General features: G+C 70.7%; 11 protein-coding genes and 1 tRNA gene. 3 read left to right on the top strand and 9 right to left on the bottom strand.

Going from position 1 to position 14,924, the window contains the following annotated elements:
• Positions 1-145 precede the first annotated feature (145 nt).
• Positions 146-1,504 carry an LCP family protein gene (locus TU31_RS06475; protein WP_042150588.1) on the top strand — a complete coding sequence of 453 codons (1,359 nt, stop codon included), beginning with the start codon at positions 146-148 and terminating at the stop codon, positions 1,502-1,504.
• A 102-nt stretch (positions 1,505-1,606) separates the two neighbouring features.
• Here TU31_RS06475 and TU31_RS06470 read toward each other — a convergent pair whose 3' ends face one another.
• Together TU31_RS06470 and TU31_RS06465 are read right to left on the bottom strand one after the other, a co-directional pair.
• On the bottom strand, positions 1,607-2,173 hold the full coding sequence (locus TU31_RS06470) for a hypothetical protein (protein ID WP_078885584.1): 567 nt from the start codon (positions 2,171-2,173) through the stop codon (positions 1,607-1,609).
• 97 nt (positions 2,174-2,270) lie between these two features.
• On the bottom strand, positions 2,271-2,720 hold the full coding sequence (locus tag TU31_RS06465) for a DoxX family membrane protein (RefSeq protein WP_042150586.1): 450 nt from the start codon (positions 2,718-2,720) through the stop codon (positions 2,271-2,273).
• Positions 2,721-2,912: 192 nt separating this feature from the next.
• On the opposite strand from TU31_RS06465, the gene TU31_RS06460 reads away from it, so the two are divergent.
• Positions 2,913-4,130 (top strand): amidohydrolase family protein, encoded by a 1,218-nt coding sequence (locus tag TU31_RS06460; RefSeq protein ID WP_042150584.1) that lies wholly within the window; start codon positions 2,913-2,915, stop codon positions 4,128-4,130.
• A gap of 117 nt (positions 4,131-4,247) precedes the next feature.
• On the opposite strand, the gene TU31_RS06455 is transcribed toward TU31_RS06460, so the two are convergent.
• A complete protein-coding gene (locus TU31_RS06455) occupies positions 4,248-4,703 on the bottom strand; it encodes a hypothetical protein (protein ID WP_042150581.1) in 456 nt (151 codons plus the stop codon).
• 322 nt (positions 4,704-5,025) lie between these two features.
• On the opposite strand from TU31_RS06455, the gene TU31_RS06450 reads away from it, so the two are divergent.
• The gene (locus TU31_RS06450) at positions 5,026-5,961 is read left to right on the top strand and encodes an FkbM family methyltransferase (protein WP_107070641.1); all 936 of its coding nucleotides are present in this window, start codon (positions 5,026-5,028) and stop codon (positions 5,959-5,961) included.
• Between the two features lie 151 nt (positions 5,962-6,112).
• On the opposite strand, the gene TU31_RS06445 is transcribed toward TU31_RS06450, so the two are convergent.
• The 6 genes from TU31_RS06445 to TU31_RS06420 form a co-directional block, all read right to left on the bottom strand.
• Entirely contained in the window at positions 6,113-6,871 is a 759-nt protein-coding gene (locus TU31_RS06445) for a glycosyltransferase family 2 protein (RefSeq protein WP_245698435.1), read from the bottom strand.
• A gap of 5 nt (positions 6,872-6,876) precedes the next feature.
• The gene (locus TU31_RS06440) at positions 6,877-7,665 is read right to left on the bottom strand and encodes a GntR family transcriptional regulator (protein ID WP_042150577.1); all 789 of its coding nucleotides are present in this window, start codon (positions 7,663-7,665) and stop codon (positions 6,877-6,879) included.
• Between the two features lie 594 nt (positions 7,666-8,259).
• A complete protein-coding gene (locus TU31_RS06435) occupies positions 8,260-12,267 on the bottom strand; it encodes an nSTAND1 domain-containing NTPase (RefSeq protein ID WP_042150575.1) in 4,008 nt (1,335 codons plus the stop codon).
• A gap of 725 nt (positions 12,268-12,992) precedes the next feature.
• Positions 12,993-13,066: transfer RNA gene (locus tag TU31_RS06430), tRNA-Pro, on the bottom strand.
• A gap of 12 nt (positions 13,067-13,078) precedes the next feature.
• Positions 13,079-13,807, bottom strand: a complete 729-nt coding sequence (locus TU31_RS06425) for a Pr6Pr family membrane protein (RefSeq protein WP_042150573.1) — start codon at positions 13,805-13,807, stop codon at positions 13,079-13,081.
• 133 nt (positions 13,808-13,940) lie between these two features.
• A complete protein-coding gene (locus TU31_RS06420) occupies positions 13,941-14,867 on the bottom strand; it encodes a metallophosphoesterase (protein ID WP_181018553.1) in 927 nt (308 codons plus the stop codon).
• Positions 14,868-14,924 lie beyond the last annotated feature (57 nt).

The following is a 14,924-nucleotide window of genomic DNA, read 5'->3' as shown; positions in this document are numbered from 1 at the left end:
GCCCGCCGCCGTGCCTGCGCCCGCGAGCCCGGCCGTGGCCCCGTACCCCGCCGCCGGACCGCACATTCACCGCGTTCACCGCATTCGCTTGTGCAGATCCGCACACTATTTGGTGGAGAACCGACGAGCATGGAGACTGCCGCGCATGAATGATTGGCTGGAGGGGCCGCTCGACGGGAACTGGCGCGACGGCCAAGCGCAGGAGCACATCAGCACCGGGCAGATATGGCGCCCGGGCGACCATGCGCCTCAGATACACCCGGCACCGCCACCCAACCCCTACGGGTACGACACGGGCCCACAGGTCCCGGTGCCCCCACCCCACTCAAACGGCCACCTCACCAACGGTCACATCGGCAACGGCCACCTCACCAACGGTCACATCGGCAACGGCCACCTCATCAACGGACACCTCGACAACGGCCACACCGGCAACGGGCGGCCCGCGGTCCGCACCGGGGGCCCGGGGGGCGGCAACACCGGCCGGGGCCGACGCGCCCCGAGCCCGCCCAGCCGGCGCCGCCGGATCACCCGGGCGCTGATCGTCCTGTCCACCGTGCTGGCCCTCGGCTCCGTGGGCACCTACGTCTGGGCCGACACCGAACTCCACCGCGAGGTCGACCTCAGCAAGATCGAGGACCGCCCGGCGCAGGGCCAGGGGACCAACTATCTGATCGTGGGCTCCGACAGCCGGGTGGGCCTCTCCGAACGCGCCAGGAAGGACCTGCACACCGGCGGTTCGGCCGACGCGGGCCGGCGCACCGACTCGATGATCCTGCTGCACACCGGCGCCCACGGCACGACGATGGTGAGCCTGCCGCGTGACTCATGGGTGACCATCCCCTCACACATCCGCCCCGAGACCGGCAAGCACTACCGCGCGTCGAAGAACAAGCTCAACGCGGCGTTCTCGTTCGGCGGCCCCGACCTGCTGGTCCGGACCATCGAGCACAACACGGGCGTGCACATCGACCACTACACGGAGATCGGCTTCGCCGGCTTCGTCGGCATCGTGAACGCGGTCGGCGGCGTCCCGATGTGCCTGGACCGGGACATCAAGGACGAGAAGTCGGGCGCGGACCTGAAGAAGGGCTGCCACACGCTCGACGGCCGTACGGCGCTCGCCTTCGTCCGCCAGCGCCACCAGGAGGCCAAGGGCGACCTGGGCCGCAGCCAGAACCAGCAGAAGTTCCTGGCCGCCCTCGCCCGCAAGGCCGCCACCCCCGGCGTCCTGCTGGACCCCTCCACGGTCTACCCGACCATGAGCGCGGGCCTCGGCACCCTCATCGTCGACGAGGACACCGGCCTGCCGAACCTCACCTCGCTCTTCAAGGCGATGAAGGCGGTCACCGAGGGCGACGGCAAGCGGCTCAACGTCCCCGTCTCGAACCTCGCCCTCCAGACCCCCAAGGGCAGCGCCGTGCAGTGGAACACCCGCCAGGCCAAAAAACTCTTCACCGAGCTGAACAGCGACCGGCCGGTGACTGTGGGGGAGAAGGGCTGACGCCATCCGCCCACCCGGGCACCCTCGCTGCCCGGGTGGGCGACACGGAGCGCCCGGCTCTACGACGCCCCGGCCCCAACGCCCGTCCTACGGCCCCTCGCCCTACGACCCCCTACCCGCCTCGCGCTGAGCCGGTGGAAGCAGGAGATCGCGCTCGGGGTGCTTCTCGCCCGTGACGCCACCGTCGACGCCCAGGTCCGAACGGGCCGCCTCATGAAAGTCGTTGATGCCCCGGAACACGGCGCGATGGCGTTCCCGCCACTCCTCCAAGGTGCCGCCGATCCTGCCGTTCGCCTGCCAGTCGACCTTGAGCGCGAGGGCGTTGAGATCGTGCGCGGCCTCGACGACATCATCTCCGCCGAGCAGCATGATCCGCTCGAAGGCCCGCCCCCGTAACCGTCCCGCCGCCGACATCTCCGCCAGCATCTCCGGCTCGCTCATCTCACCGGTCCGCAGCCCTTCCCGGTGCTCATAGAGCTGCACGGCCAGGAAGATGCACGACCGCACACTGTCGACGTACCCCTCGTACGCATCGAGTTTCTTGCTGTCCCAGCGCGTCACCAACTCGTGCTTCTTGCGCTGGCGTTCCATCGCGTAGTTGGTCAGATGCGTGGAGACCGACCCCAGCAACACCGCAGCAATCGTCACCCACTGCTCACCGGCATCCATGCGCCCCCCGGTACACGCACTTGTGAAAAAGCCTGGCGATCATACAAGTGGGGGCGGGCGGTCAGCTCAATGTCGCCGGGGGTCTCCGAGGCCCCGCCTACAGAAACAACCCCCAGCCCCCATCGACCGACCAAGTCTGCCAGCTCATGGCGAGGAGGGCGGTGAGGGAGATCAGGAGCATCATCAGGTTCTGGCCCTGCTCCGCCCAGTCGTGGATCATCAGGGCGAGGTAGATCAGGTTGAGGAGGGCGCCGGCGACCAGGGCCACCGGGGTCAGGAAACCGGCGATCAGGCCGAGGCCGAGGGCCAGTTCCGCATAGGCGACGATGTAGGCCATCAGGCGGGGGTGGGGCTTCACCAGGCGGTCGAAGCTCTTGCGGATCACGGGCCATCGGTGGTCGGCGGCGATGCCGGCGGCCCAGGTGATACCGCCGCCGGTGAACCAGGTCTTCTTGTCCTTGTGGCGCCAGCTCTCCAGCCACCACAGGCCGAGGCCGATGCGGAGGACGGCGAACCACTCGGCGCCGCTGAGCCAGATCGTTTGCATGCTGCCCCCTCGACTGCGCACCCAGAACTGACGATGCGTCAGTTCAGCGGACACCGGGCGATACCGCAAGGGGTGGAGTTCCCGGTCTCGCCTTGTCGTCGGAAGGGTGAGCCCATAACCTCCGAACTGATGGGTCGTCAGATATCGGGTTTCCGGCGGCGTGACCATCCGGCCGGCAGTTGGGGGTACAGCGTGATCAGCAACCAGAGCGGCACGGCGGAGCTTCCCAGGGTCATCAGCGTGGATGATCACGTGATCGAGCCCGCGCACCTCTTCAGCACCTGGCTTCCGAAGAAGTACCAGGACAAGGGCCCGAAGCCCTTCACCGCCGGCATCGGCGAGCTGGCGTACGTCGGGGGAAAGTACCGGTTCACGACGGACCCCGAGGGCCAGATCACGGACTGGTGGGAGTACGAGGGACTGATCTTCCCGTACAAGCGCATCATCGCGGCCGTGGGCTTCTCCCGCGACGAGATGACGCTGGACGGGATCACCCGGGAGCAGATGCGGCGCGGATGCTGGGACCCCAAGGCCCGGCTGGCGGACATGGACCTCAACCACGTCGAGGCGTCGCTCTGCTTCCCCACGTTCCCGCGCTTCTGCGGGCAGACCTTCGCCGAGGCCGAGGACAAGGAGGTCGGGCTGGCCTGCGTGCGGGCGTACAACGACTGGATGGTGGAGGAGTGGTGCGGGGACAGCGGCGGCCGGCTGATCCCGCTGTGCCTCATCCCGCTGTGGGACATCGATCTGGCGGTCGCCGAGATCCGGCGCAATGCCGCGCGCGGGGTGCGGGCGGTGACCTTCAGCGAGATTCCTACGTACCTGGGGCTGCCGTCGATCCACTCCGGCTACTGGGACCCGTTCTTCGCCGCGTGCGAGGAGACGGGCACGGTCGTGAACATGCACATCGGCTCGTCGTCACAGATGCCCGCGGCGTCACCGGACGCACCGCCCGCCGTGCAGGCCTCCCTGAGCTTCAACAACGCGATGGCGTCGATGATGGACTTCCTGTTCAGCGGCGTCCTCGTGAAGTTCCCGCGGCTCAAACTCGCCTACAGCGAGGGCCAGATGGGGTGGATCCCGTACGCCCTGGAGCGCGCCGACGACGTCTGGGAGGAGCACCGGGCGTGGGGCGGGGTGAAGGACCTGATCCCCGAGCCGCCGTCCACGTACTACTACCGGCAGATCTTCTGCTGCTTCTTCCGCGACAAGCACGGCGTCGACTCGATCGAGACCGTGGGCGTGGACAACGCCACCTTCGAGACCGACTACCCGCATGTCGACTCGACCTGGCCGCACACGAAGCAGGTGGCGGCCGAACATGTGGCGGGCCTGTCCGACGAGGTGACGTACAAGCTGCTGCGCGGCAATGCCATCCGGATGCTGGATCTGCCCTTCGATCAGGGCTGAGCGGCTGCGCCCCGGAGACCGGCCTGTTCGATCGGGCGGAACGGCTGTGGCACGCCCACGGGTCCTGTCCGGCACCGTCCATGTCGTGGCCGGCGGTGCCGGACAGGCCGGTGCGGGCTACCTCCAGCCCGCGGCCTCGGCAGCGGCGACGGCGGCTGCCTCGGCCGCCTCCGCCTCGGCGTTCAGCACCTCGCTCCTGCCCATGCCCTCCCTCCCCGCGGCCATACCGGCAGCTTGCGAGGCCTTGAGGGCGGCGTGGTAGGCGGCATCGGCGAGTGCGCCGGCGCCGTGGGACTGCGCGATCCGGGCGGCGAGGACGGAGGCAGCGGCGGCGTTCCGGGCCTGACGGGCGTCGGCCGCGGGGTCCGGGGCTCCCTTGGCCAGCGCGGCGAGCGCGTCGGCGGACAGGCGCAGGGCATTGGCGGCCTTCGCTGCCGCCTCCGTGGGTACGGCGATCACGGCCGCCGGGTCCGCTTCGACGCCGGCGGCGCGGCAGGCGGCCCTGGTGCGGCCGGAGGCGCTGCGCGCACGTGCGGTGTGCCGCTTTCTGAGCGCTTCTTCGGTGCTTGTCACCGCTGTTCCGTGGCTCAGGGTGGCTCGGTCCTGTAAGGCGCCTTGTGGCGACGCGTCTCCATGGGACTCGCTCATTGCCGTCTCCTTGTCTGTCAGAGCGACAGTGCTGCCGTTCACTGGGTATCCCTTGCCGGGCCCGGGCACCGCGTGTGCCAAGGCCACGCCGCGGGTGTCGCGCAGGGTGGCATGCCGGGCCACAACAGACCAGAGCGGTGTCCGATTCCCTCGTTCGCGGAGTAGGCGACGTTGTCGCGGAGATAAGGGCCGTATGGAGGCAGCGGCGCACCACGGCGCCGAGCGAAGCCGGCGGAAGGGCGAACGGATGAGCACCACCCTGAGGGACCCCCTGAGGGAGACCCTGATCACTCTCGGACGCGGATATCTGAGGGACACCCCCGGATCGCTGGGCAAATCGGCACTCGCCACGCGCTGCCTCAATCCGTGGTTACGGGACCACCCCCGCCAGAGGGTCGTCCGCACCCGATTCGGCGCCGCGATGGCCGTGGACACCCAGGATCTGATCCAGCGCTTCGTGTATATGTTCGGCCTGTGGGAGCCGCATATGACGCACTGGCTGAAGCGCCGGCTCCGCCCCGGGGACACCTATGTCGACGTCGGCGCCAATGTCGGCTACTTCAGTCTGCTCGCCGCACAACTCGTCGGCGAGCAGGGCCGGGTGGTGGCGATCGAGGCCTCGCCGACGTTCCACGCCAGAATCCTCCAGCATGCCGAGCTCAACGACTGCCACCACATACGCGCCGTCAACACCGCTGTCGCCGACGAGCGGAAGACGGTGACCCTCATCCTCGCGAGCTCCCACAACATGGGGGCGGCCAGCATCGTCCCGTACGGGGGCCCCGCGGAGGACATCCGCGAGATCGAGGCCCGCCCGCTCCCCGAGCTTCTCGACCCGGACGAGGTCGCGTCCGCCCGTGTGATCAAAATCGATGTAGAGGGAGCTGAGGGCGGCGTGATCCGCGGCTTGGCCCCCCTGCTCGACACCCTCCGGCCGGACGCGGAGATCACCGTCGAAGTGACCCCTGAACGGATGGCAGCGCTGGGGGAGTCCCCCGATGACCTGCTCAAAACGATGCGGGAGCACGGGTTTCACGCCTATCGCCTCCCCAACAGCTATGACCCGGGCAGCTACCCGGTGGCGATGCGCCGCTCAGGGGGCGTGGCAGCGCGGTGGCGGCACCCGGTGACCGAGGAGAGCGATCTGATCTTTTCGCGGGTTGATGCGGAAACGTTGCCCTGAGGGGCTGTGACGGGCGGCGCCCCTCGGGGCAGCCGTCCCGGCCCGTGCGCTCATGGGACGAACTGCACGTCGAGGCAGGCCGGGGAGGGGATGTCCAGCAGCGCCGTTCCCCCCATAGCCCGACAGTGCCGGTCAGCCAGCCACAGCCCCCTCAACCCACCCCCCAATACCCCCAGTTCAACCGCCCCAGCTCCCGTGCTCTGGCCTCCACGACCGCCATGCGGGCTTCGCGTTCGGCGGTCTCGGTGTGGGAGGGCTGGCTGGTCGCCTGGCCGGGCCACTTCCGGTAGTGGAGGCCCACCTCGGAGGAGAACCAGCCGCGGCTCGTGGCGTTGAGGGCGAGCAGCAGGCCGGTGTCCTCCGAGGCCGGCAGGGCCATCCAGCCGCCGAGGGCGAGCACCAGGTCGCGGCGCATGAAGAGGGTCGCGGGATGGACCTGGGCGCGGAAGCCGTTCGCCTTCCAGTATTCGAGCACGGCTCCGCGCTCGATCGGGCCGGGCTCGGGGTCGCCGGGGAAGCCCGCGGTGGAGCCGTCGGGCAGCAGATCGAGGACGCGGGAGGTCGCCCAGCCGAGGCTGGGGTCGCCTTCCAGGGCGGCCAGGTCACGGGCCAGCGCGCCGGGTGCCAACTGGTCGTCGGCGTCCAGGACCTTGAGGTACTCGCCCTCGGCGTGCGCGAGGGCGATGGTGCGGGCGACGCCGGGGCCGCCGGCCCGCCCCTGCCGGAACGTCACCCGCGCGTCGTCGGGGACATGGGGGGCGACCGCGTCGCTCGTGCCGTCCTCCTGGATGACCCAGTGCCATTCCCACCCTTCGGGGAGCTCCTGTTGGCAGAGCGACCGGTAGGCGTCCGGCAGGAAGTGTGCCGAGGGCGGATGGACGGCGGTGACGATGATGATGCGCCGGCGCACGGCACTCACCACCTTTCCAGGGGAGTGGTGAACAGCAGTTCCGTGCGGTCGCCGGGCAGGACGACGTCAGAGACGTCGACGACCCGGTCGTGGATGTCGATCGAGGTCTTGCGGAGGGCGAGGACCGAGGTGCCGGGCGGAAGTTCCAGCTCCGCCGCTTCCTCCGGTGTCGGCGGCCGGGCGGTGACGCGCTCCTCGACGCGGTCGAGCTCGATGCCGACGCTGTAGAGCTGGCTCTGCGAGCCTCCGGGCCACGGCTCGTTCGACGCGTCCAGAAGAGCGGGGTTGCGCGCGATCAGGTCGTGGACCAGATACGAGGTCACCAGACTGAAGGGCGCGTTCTCGGCCGCGTACCGGGTGCGGTAGGTGCGTTCGAGGAGGGCGGTGCCCTCGGGGAGGCCGAAGGCTTCGGCGAGGTCCTGGTCCGCCTCGATCTTGCGGTACGACGCCCGGAAGACCAGGTCGTCGACCGTCAGGCCGGTGTCGTGCTCGGTGGCGCCGGTCTGGGCCCGTTCCGCCAGCGGCTCGCGGGCCCGGCCCTTCTCCCACTGGTGGCGGAGGTTCGAGCGCCGTGCCGGGGTGCGTGGCCGGCGGACGAAGTTGCCGCGGCCGTGCTGTTTCTCGATCAGCCCCTCGTCCCGGAGGGCGCGGAGTGCCTCGCGGATGGTCGGCACGCTGCGCCGGAACCGTTCGGCGAGCTTCGACTCGGCCGGCAGTTTGTCCCCGGGCTTCAGCTCACCCGCACGGATCGCCGCGCGGAGCTCTTCCGCGATCCGCTCGTACGCCACTGCCATGGGTGTTCACCGTTCCATTTCCTGGTGCCCTGGCCGGCTCGTCCCCGCCGGACGGCCCCACCTTACGACTCCTCAAGAGGTGTTGACGAGTGAGGAGGTGTACGCGCCGCCATGGCGGGCGGGTTCAGGGGTGCCGGGAAGAGAGGAAGCCAACGGGGCGAGTGCGGGCGGAGCGTCGGGAGACACCGGGAAGTTCCTCGGCTTCGGTTTGCCGTGCGGGGAAATCGGGCGGCCTGACCGTTGTTTCTTGAGCGGCGGTAACGGTATTTGAACCCGTGACCATTTCACCCAAGAGGCCCCTTGCCCGGAATTCGGGTCTCCGGTCGGTTCCCTTCCGACGCCCAAAGCGCCTCGCAATGGGGCCGGGGCATGAAAGCGCCCGATCGCTGGCGACGGGGGATGCACCAGCGATCGGGCTATGGCCAAGAGTAGCAAGGCTGACCGCGCGGTGGGAGCTAACTGCTGAAGTGGAATGCAGAGTTGTGGTTGGAGTCACGTGCCGCGGTCCGCCAGAGGGGGAAACGGAGGGCCGCGGTCGGCCGGGACGCCCCGTCCGACGCCGGGCCCGTGCCGTTCGACAGGGGCCCGGCTCCGTTACTTGTCACACGGGGGCGCGTACGCGAGATGGGGCAGATACTCGCGCCATTTCTCCGGTGTCAGCACGCCCCGGGTGGTCGAGCAAATGCGAAGAATGGCCTTGTCGGCGTCCAGGTTCCACAGCCGGACGGTTCCGGCGCCGCTCGACACCCCGAGCATGCGGCTTTGCGGGCTGAACGACAGGAAATTGCCGGTCTTGGCGTTGGGGCTCGTCGATTGTCCGATGGGAGTGGCCCCCGACGGTGGTGTGACGTCCCAGAACCGGACCGTGTTGTCGTTCCCGCCACTCGCCAGGGTGTGGCCGCCCTTGCTGAACGTCAGCGACACCACCGCTTCGGTGTGGCCCATGAGCGGGGAACCCAGCCGGGTCGCCCTACGGGGGTCGGTGGTGTTCCAGAGCCGGACGGTGTCGTCGTCGCTGCCACTGGCCAGCGTATGGCCGTCCGGGCTGTAGGCGAGCGCGTTCACGGGGCCCAGGTGCCCGGTGAGCGGCGCGCCGTAGAGGACGGCATGACGGGGGTCGGTGGTGTTCCAGAGCCGGACGGTGTCGTCCGCGCTGCCGCTGGCGAGCGTGCGCCCGTCCGGGCTGAAGACGAGGGAGTTGACGTACCCCTTGTGCCCGGTGAGCGGCCCGCCGAGCGGACGGACGCGGGACGGGGCGCTGACGTCCCACAGCTGGATGGTGTGGTCCTCGTACGCGGTCGCCAGCGTGCGCCCGTCAGGGCTGATGGCCAGCGCGTCCGGGCCCACGAAGCGGGTCCGCAGCGTGGCGGGCTTCCCGTAGCGGACCGGATGTGCCGGGTCGGTGACGTTCCACAGCTCAACGGCCTGGCTTCCCATCAGCACCGCGAGGGTGCGGCCGTCGGGGAAGAACGCCAGAGAACGTACATCGCCCTTGCCGGGCACGAACGGCTTGCCCAGCACCACGGGGCGGTGGGGACGCTGCACGTTCCACAGCCGCACCCTTCTGTCGCGGGCGCCCGTGGCGAGCACCTGCCCGTCCGGGCGGAACGCTCCGATCCGGCCGACCATGTTCGACGTCGGAATCGACCAGAGGCGGACCTTGCTGTCGCCGCTCCCCGTGGCCAGGGTCCGCCCGTCGGGGCTGAAACCCACCGCGTACATCTCACCGCTGCTGCCCGCGAGCGGCTCGCCGACCTGCGACGGGTACGCCGGATCGCTGACGTTCCACAGGCTCGCCGTGCTGTCCGCGCTGCCGGCGGCGAGCATGTTGCCGTCGGGGCTGAAGGCCACGGACCACAGGGGGCCGGTGTGCCCGGTGAGCGGCGCGCCGAGCGGTTCCGCGTGACGGGGGGAGGACACGTTCCAGAGCCTGAGGGTGTTGTCCGAGCTGCCGCTGGCGAGCGTGTGGCCGTCCGGGCTGAAGGCCACGGAGTGCACCGTGTCCGTGTGCCCGGTCAGCCCCCCGCCGATCCGCTTCGGATGCCGCCGGTCGGCCATGTCCCACAGCCGGACCGTGTTGTCGTCACCGCCGGCTGCCAGCGTCCGCCCGTCGGGGCTGAAGGCCACCGAGCGTACGGCGGCGGTGGGGCCGGTCAGGGTGCCGAGCGCCTTCGGCCGCCGGGGATCGCGGACGTCCCACAGGCGCACGGTGTGATCCTCGTCGGCGCTGGCCAGCGTCTGCCCGTCGGGGCTGAAGGCGAGCAGGAAGACCGTGCCGTTGTGACCGGACAACGGCGCCCCGAGCCCGTGCGGATGGCGGGGATCCCGTACGTCCCACAGCCGGACCGTGCCGTCGTCCCCGGCGCTGGCGAGGGTGCGGCCGTCCGGGCTGAAGACCGCGGTGCTCACCCAACTCGCGTGGCCGGTGAGGGGCTTGCCCAGGGGTTTCGGGCGGGTCGGGTCCGCCACGTCCCACAGGCGCACGGTCCGGTCGTAGCTGGCGGTGGCCAGGATCCGTCCGTTCGGGCTGAACGAGGTGAGGTAGACGGCGCCGGTGTGGCCCAGCAGCGGGGTGGCCAGCGGCGCGTTCACCATCGAGATCAACCGGTTGTTCGTGCCCTCGTCGTCGGGCCGCAAGCCGTGTGCCACCAGATCGAGTTGCGCCGACAGGGACGGATCCGTGTACTGGGCGCGGTCGGCCTGGGCGAGTACCTGCTCGAAAACGGTGTCGTCCCGCTGCTGCCGCGCGATCACCGCCGAACCGACCGCCAGCAGCGTCATGACGACCAGCGCCGCCACCGCACCACGGCTGAGCAGGACGGTGCGCTTGCGCAGCCGGACCGAGGCGGCCAGGAATTCCACCGCGCTGCGGGTCAGAAAGGTGTCGCCGGCGGAGTCGGCCCAGGTGCGCGCCTGCTCCAGACGGGAGCCCCGGTAGAGCATGGAGGTGTCGCGGTCCGAGTCCTCCCAGGCCCGGCCGTCCTCCTCCAGCCGCTGACGCAGCAGATTGCCGTTCCGGTCCTCGTCGATCCAGTCGCGCAGGCGCGGCCAGGCGTGCAGCAGCGCCTCATGGGTGATCTCGACCGCCTCCGCGTCGAGGGTCACCAGCCGGGCGTGCACCAGCGCTTCGAGCGATTCCTCCGTCTTGCCCGGGTCCGTCGACTCATCCGCCAGTTGATGACGCTTTCCCCGCCTACGGGTGGCCTGGGTGTCCTCTCCCAGCCGGACCAGCCTGAGCAGGAGCAGGCGCGCGGCCGTACGTGCCGTCGGGTCGAGGCCGGACCAGGCCCGCTCGGCGGTCGCCGCCACCGCTCCCTGGATTCCGCCCGCCGCGCGGTAGCCGGACAGCGTCAGCCGTCCCGCCTTCCGCCGCTGCCAGGTGGCGAGCAGGGCGTGCGAGAGGAGCGGCAGCACCCCCGCGTCGTGCGCCCCGCCGGCGCCGTCGGCGCTGACTTCCCGGACGATCAGTTCCGTCAGCCCCGGTTCGAGTTCCAGGCCCACGGCCTTGGCCGGGCCGGTCACCGCCTCGCGCAGCTCCGCGGTGGTCAGCGGCCCGAGCACCATGTGCCGGTGCTGGAGCGCGTCGGCCAGTTCGGGATGCCCGAGGCACTGCTCGTAGAAGTCGGCCCGTATGCCGAGGACGACGAGCACGGGGGCCGGGTCACCCGAGTCGGAGGGTGTGCACAGGGCGTGGAGGGTCTGGATGAAGGTGCGTGTGGTCGTTTCGTCGGAGCAGAGGGTGAAGGCCTCCTCGAATTGGTCCACGATCACGACCGGACGGGCGGTGGAGGAGGACGCCTCGCGTTCCGCCCATGCCGTGGCGGCCTCCCGCACCGCGTGCGCGAAGTGCAAAGTGCCGGGCTCCGTCGCCGCCGAGCCCGCCGCGGCAGAGATGACCCGGGCCAGCCCGGGGATCCGGCGGGCCAGCTCCGCGAGCGGATCGCCGCCCGGCACGAACTGGAGAACCTCCCGCTTCGGGCTGTTCTCGTCACCCGGTGCGCCGTTCTGCAACGCGGGCACCAACCCGGCGTTCAGCAGGGAGGACTTTCCCGCCCCCGAGGCACCCACCAGCATGACCAGGCCACCGGTCTCCTCCGCCGTGCGCAGCTGCGCGACGAGGGCCTCCGTGCTCCGCTCCCGCCCGAAGAACCACCCGGCGTCCTGCTGACGATACGAAGCCAGCCCCCGGTACGGGCACACTCCGGGGACGGCCGCGGCATCGACCGGAGGGCGTTCCTCCTCGTGCGCCGGTCCCGCGGCACGGTCGCCGACCGGCCCGGCGACCGCGCGCTCCCACAGCCGCTGCCACTGCGCCAGGTCGTACAGCCCCGGGGACACCGGCGTGGGCCGCAGCCGTCGTGCCTGCGGGATCAGGATGTGCAGCACCGCGGCGAGCGCGGCGAACTGAGCGGGTACGTTCTTGGCCCGTCGCCAGTCGCTGATCCGCTGCACGGACACCCGCACGGGGCGCCCTCGTTCGTCGACCCGCTGGAGCCGGACGACCGCTTCGGCCACCTTCTTGAGCGGAGGGTTGCCGGCTTCCTTGTACAGCAGCGCGAGACGTTCAGCGAAGGCTGTACGTGCCCCTGAGTCGGAACTCAAGGCTCCACCCCCTACGTCCCCCGCACTTGGACATCCGGACCGGAAAACTCACCTTAGCTGGCTGACCTGTGGAGACACCGTCGTCCCGAGACCGGAACCTCCTCTTCGGGACCCCCAGCTGGCAGGATCCCGTCGCAGCGGCACAGCAACCGGGCCCACCCGGACAGCTCACCGGCCCAGCGCTCGGAGACCACTCCTGATGCACGTTCGCGGTCATTCTCCGCCGGAGTAACGAGCCGGTGGTGAGGGTCCTGGCGCGCTCACGCGAGGGAACTGTGGAAAACGGTCCCCGCCGGATTGCTGCCGCGTCGACCACGGGTCCGGCCCTTCCTGGATCCGCGCCGGTACGGGGGGCGCGGATCATCGCCGCCCGCGCCGTTCGGCACCGGTCCTCACAGGGGAGGGACCGGTGGCGAACGGCGCGGCGTAGTTTTTGCCGTACGGCACGAGCGGGCCCGCCGCCGGCCCGTCGATGAGCGGGGTGGAGTCCCGGGGGCAGCCCTGCCGAGGCGTCCGGTACCACGGGAACACCGTCATCTGTGGCCCGGATCACACCCGATGTCGCGTCCGCCGGGCAGGGAAAAGCCCCTGAAGGGGCGTCAACGGGCGGCACCGGCCCGCGTGAAGCCACAACCGCTCCCCGCCCGCCCGCGAGCTGCACCGGGAAACACCTCAGGCCCGGTCTTCCTTGACGGAAGGCCGGGCCTGACCTGTTGTTTCTTCAGTCGGGGTGGCGGGATTTGAACCCACGACCTCTTCGTCCCGAACGAAGCGCGCTGCCAAGCTGCGCTACACCCCGAAGCAACGAGCTCTACTTTAGCGGACTGATCCCTGTAGGTGAAATCCGGTTCTTGTGGAGCCGGGGAGCGGGCCTGACCTGGTCGATCCCGATGGCGATCAAGGGGAGCAGGCAGACCGCCAGGGCGAGGGTGAGGGCGGTGGTGACGGTGGGGGGCGGGGCACCGGCCGTGGCGGGGAAGGCGAGGGCGAACGCGAGGTAGAGGAGCGGGTAGGCCGGCCACTGCCAGGCGCAGGGCAGCCGGAAGCCGCGGGGGGCGGTGAGCAGCAGCCAGTCGGCGAGGGCGGCGAACGGGGTGAGGCCGTAGAGGAGGTGGTGGGAGAGGGCCTGGGCGGCGGTGGGGGTGCCGGTGCCCGGCAGGGTGAAGGCGGTGGCGTCGCCGGCGGGGAGGGCGTGGTGGACGAGCGCGGGGAGGACGAGGAAGCAGAGGAGCGCGCCGGTGAGGCGGGGGCTCACGGAGCGGCGGCCGGACCAGGCGCGGTGGGCGGAGCAGAAGGAGACCAGCGCCACGGCGAGGTTGGCCTGCACGGTGAAGCGGGCGAGGAGGTGGGCCGGGGCGGGGTCATCGACGGCGGCGAGGACCAGGCCCGTCAGGGCGGCCGCGGCGAGGCCGGTGCGGAAGGCGGCCGCCAGGGGGCGGCGGATCGTGGGGGCGACGGCTGCGGCCGGGGTGCGGGCGGCGGCAGCGGCCGGGTCGGTGGCGTGGCGCGTGGACTGCGAGGTCCGGGTGGGGTCGGACATTCCTCCACGTTAGGGGGGATGATCAGCGGGCGGGGAGACCCGATCCGGCAAATCCGCGAGTCGCCCCCGGTGCCCCGCCCGCGGGCCGGTTCCGCCCCGCCCCTGAGTCCCCCCTGAGTTCAGCCCTGAGCCGTCAGTCCCGCGCCGTCAGGGTCAGCAGCGTCGCCTCCGGGGGGCAGGCGAAGCGGACCGGGGTGTAGCGGTTGGTGCCGCAGCCGGCGGAGACATGGAGGTACGAGGTGTGGCCGGCAGCCGTGTGGGTGGACAGGCCCTTCACGCGGTCGGTGTCGATGTCGCAGTTGGTGACGAGGGCGCCGTAGAAGGGGATGCAGAGCTGGCCGCCGTGGGTGTGCCCGGCCAGGATCAGCGGATAGCCGTCGGCGGTGAAGGCGTCCAGCGAGCGCAGGTAGGGGGCGTGGACGACGGCCAGCGAGAGATCCGCGCCGGATTCCGGGCCGCCGGCCACCTCGGCGTACCGGTCCCGCTTGATGTGCGGGTCGTCCAGGCCGGTCAGGGCGATCTCGATGCCGTCCAGCTTCAGGCGGCCGCGGGAGTTGGACAGGCCGACCCAGCCGGCCGCGTCGAACGCGTCCCGCAGCTCTTCCCACGGGTTGTGGACGACGCCCACGGCGGGTGCGTTGCCGTTGAGGCCGTGCCGGCCCTGGGCCCGCTCGATCAGGTAGCGGGCAGGGTTGCGGAGCTTGGGACCGTAGTAGTCGTTGGAGCCGAAGACGTAGGCGCCGGGGAACTCCATCAGCGGGCCGAGCGCGTCCAGGGTCTCGGGGACGCCCTCGGTGTCGGAGAGGTTGTCGCCGGTGTTGATGACGAAGTCGGGGCGCAGCCCGGCGAGCGACTGGAGCCAGCGCTGCTTCTTGCGCTGCCCGCTGACCATGTGGATGTCGGAGACCTGGAGGACGCGCAACGGCCGCATTCCGCGGGGCAGTACGGGCACGGTGACGCGCCGGAGGCGGAACGAGCGGACTTCGAAGCCGGCGGCGTAGGCCAGGCCGGCCGCGCCGACTGCGGTCAGGGTCAGGGGTACTCCGTATCGCGCGCGCATGCGTCCCATCGTCGCAGAGTGCGGGGGGTGGATGCAGCGGCGGAGCGGCCCCGTCGT

It is taken from the genome of Streptomyces lydicamycinicus (assembly GCF_000829715.2).
Lineage (GTDB): Bacteria > Actinomycetota > Actinomycetes > Streptomycetales > Streptomycetaceae > Streptomyces > Streptomyces lydicamycinicus.
The sequence above is the reverse complement of the archived record's forward strand: the minus strand, read 5'-3'. Positions and strand labels throughout refer to the sequence as shown.

Bases quoted from the DNA above. Each gene is read 5' to 3' on its own strand.
- TU31_RS06465 (WP_042150586.1), bottom strand. From the start codon at position 2,720: ATGCAAACGATCTGGCTCAGCGGCGCCGAGTGGTTCGCCGTCCTCCGC.
- TU31_RS06425 (WP_042150573.1), bottom strand. From the start codon at position 13,807: ATGTCCGACCCCACCCGGACCTCGCAGTCCACGCGCCACGCCACCGAC.
- TU31_RS06450 (WP_107070641.1), top strand. From the start codon at position 5,026: ATGAGCACCACCCTGAGGGACCCCCTGAGGGAGACCCTGATCACTCTC.
- TU31_RS06470 (WP_078885584.1), bottom strand. From the start codon at position 2,173: ATGGATGCCGGTGAGCAGTGGGTGACGATTGCTGCGGTGTTGCTGGGG.
- TU31_RS06475 (WP_042150588.1), top strand. From the start codon at position 146: ATGAATGATTGGCTGGAGGGGCCGCTCGACGGGAACTGGCGCGACGGC.
- TU31_RS06420 (WP_181018553.1), bottom strand. From the start codon at position 14,867: ATGCGCGCGCGATACGGAGTACCCCTGACCCTGACCGCAGTCGGCGCG.
- TU31_RS06440 (WP_042150577.1), bottom strand. From the start codon at position 7,665: ATGGCAGTGGCGTACGAGCGGATCGCGGAAGAGCTCCGCGCGGCGATC.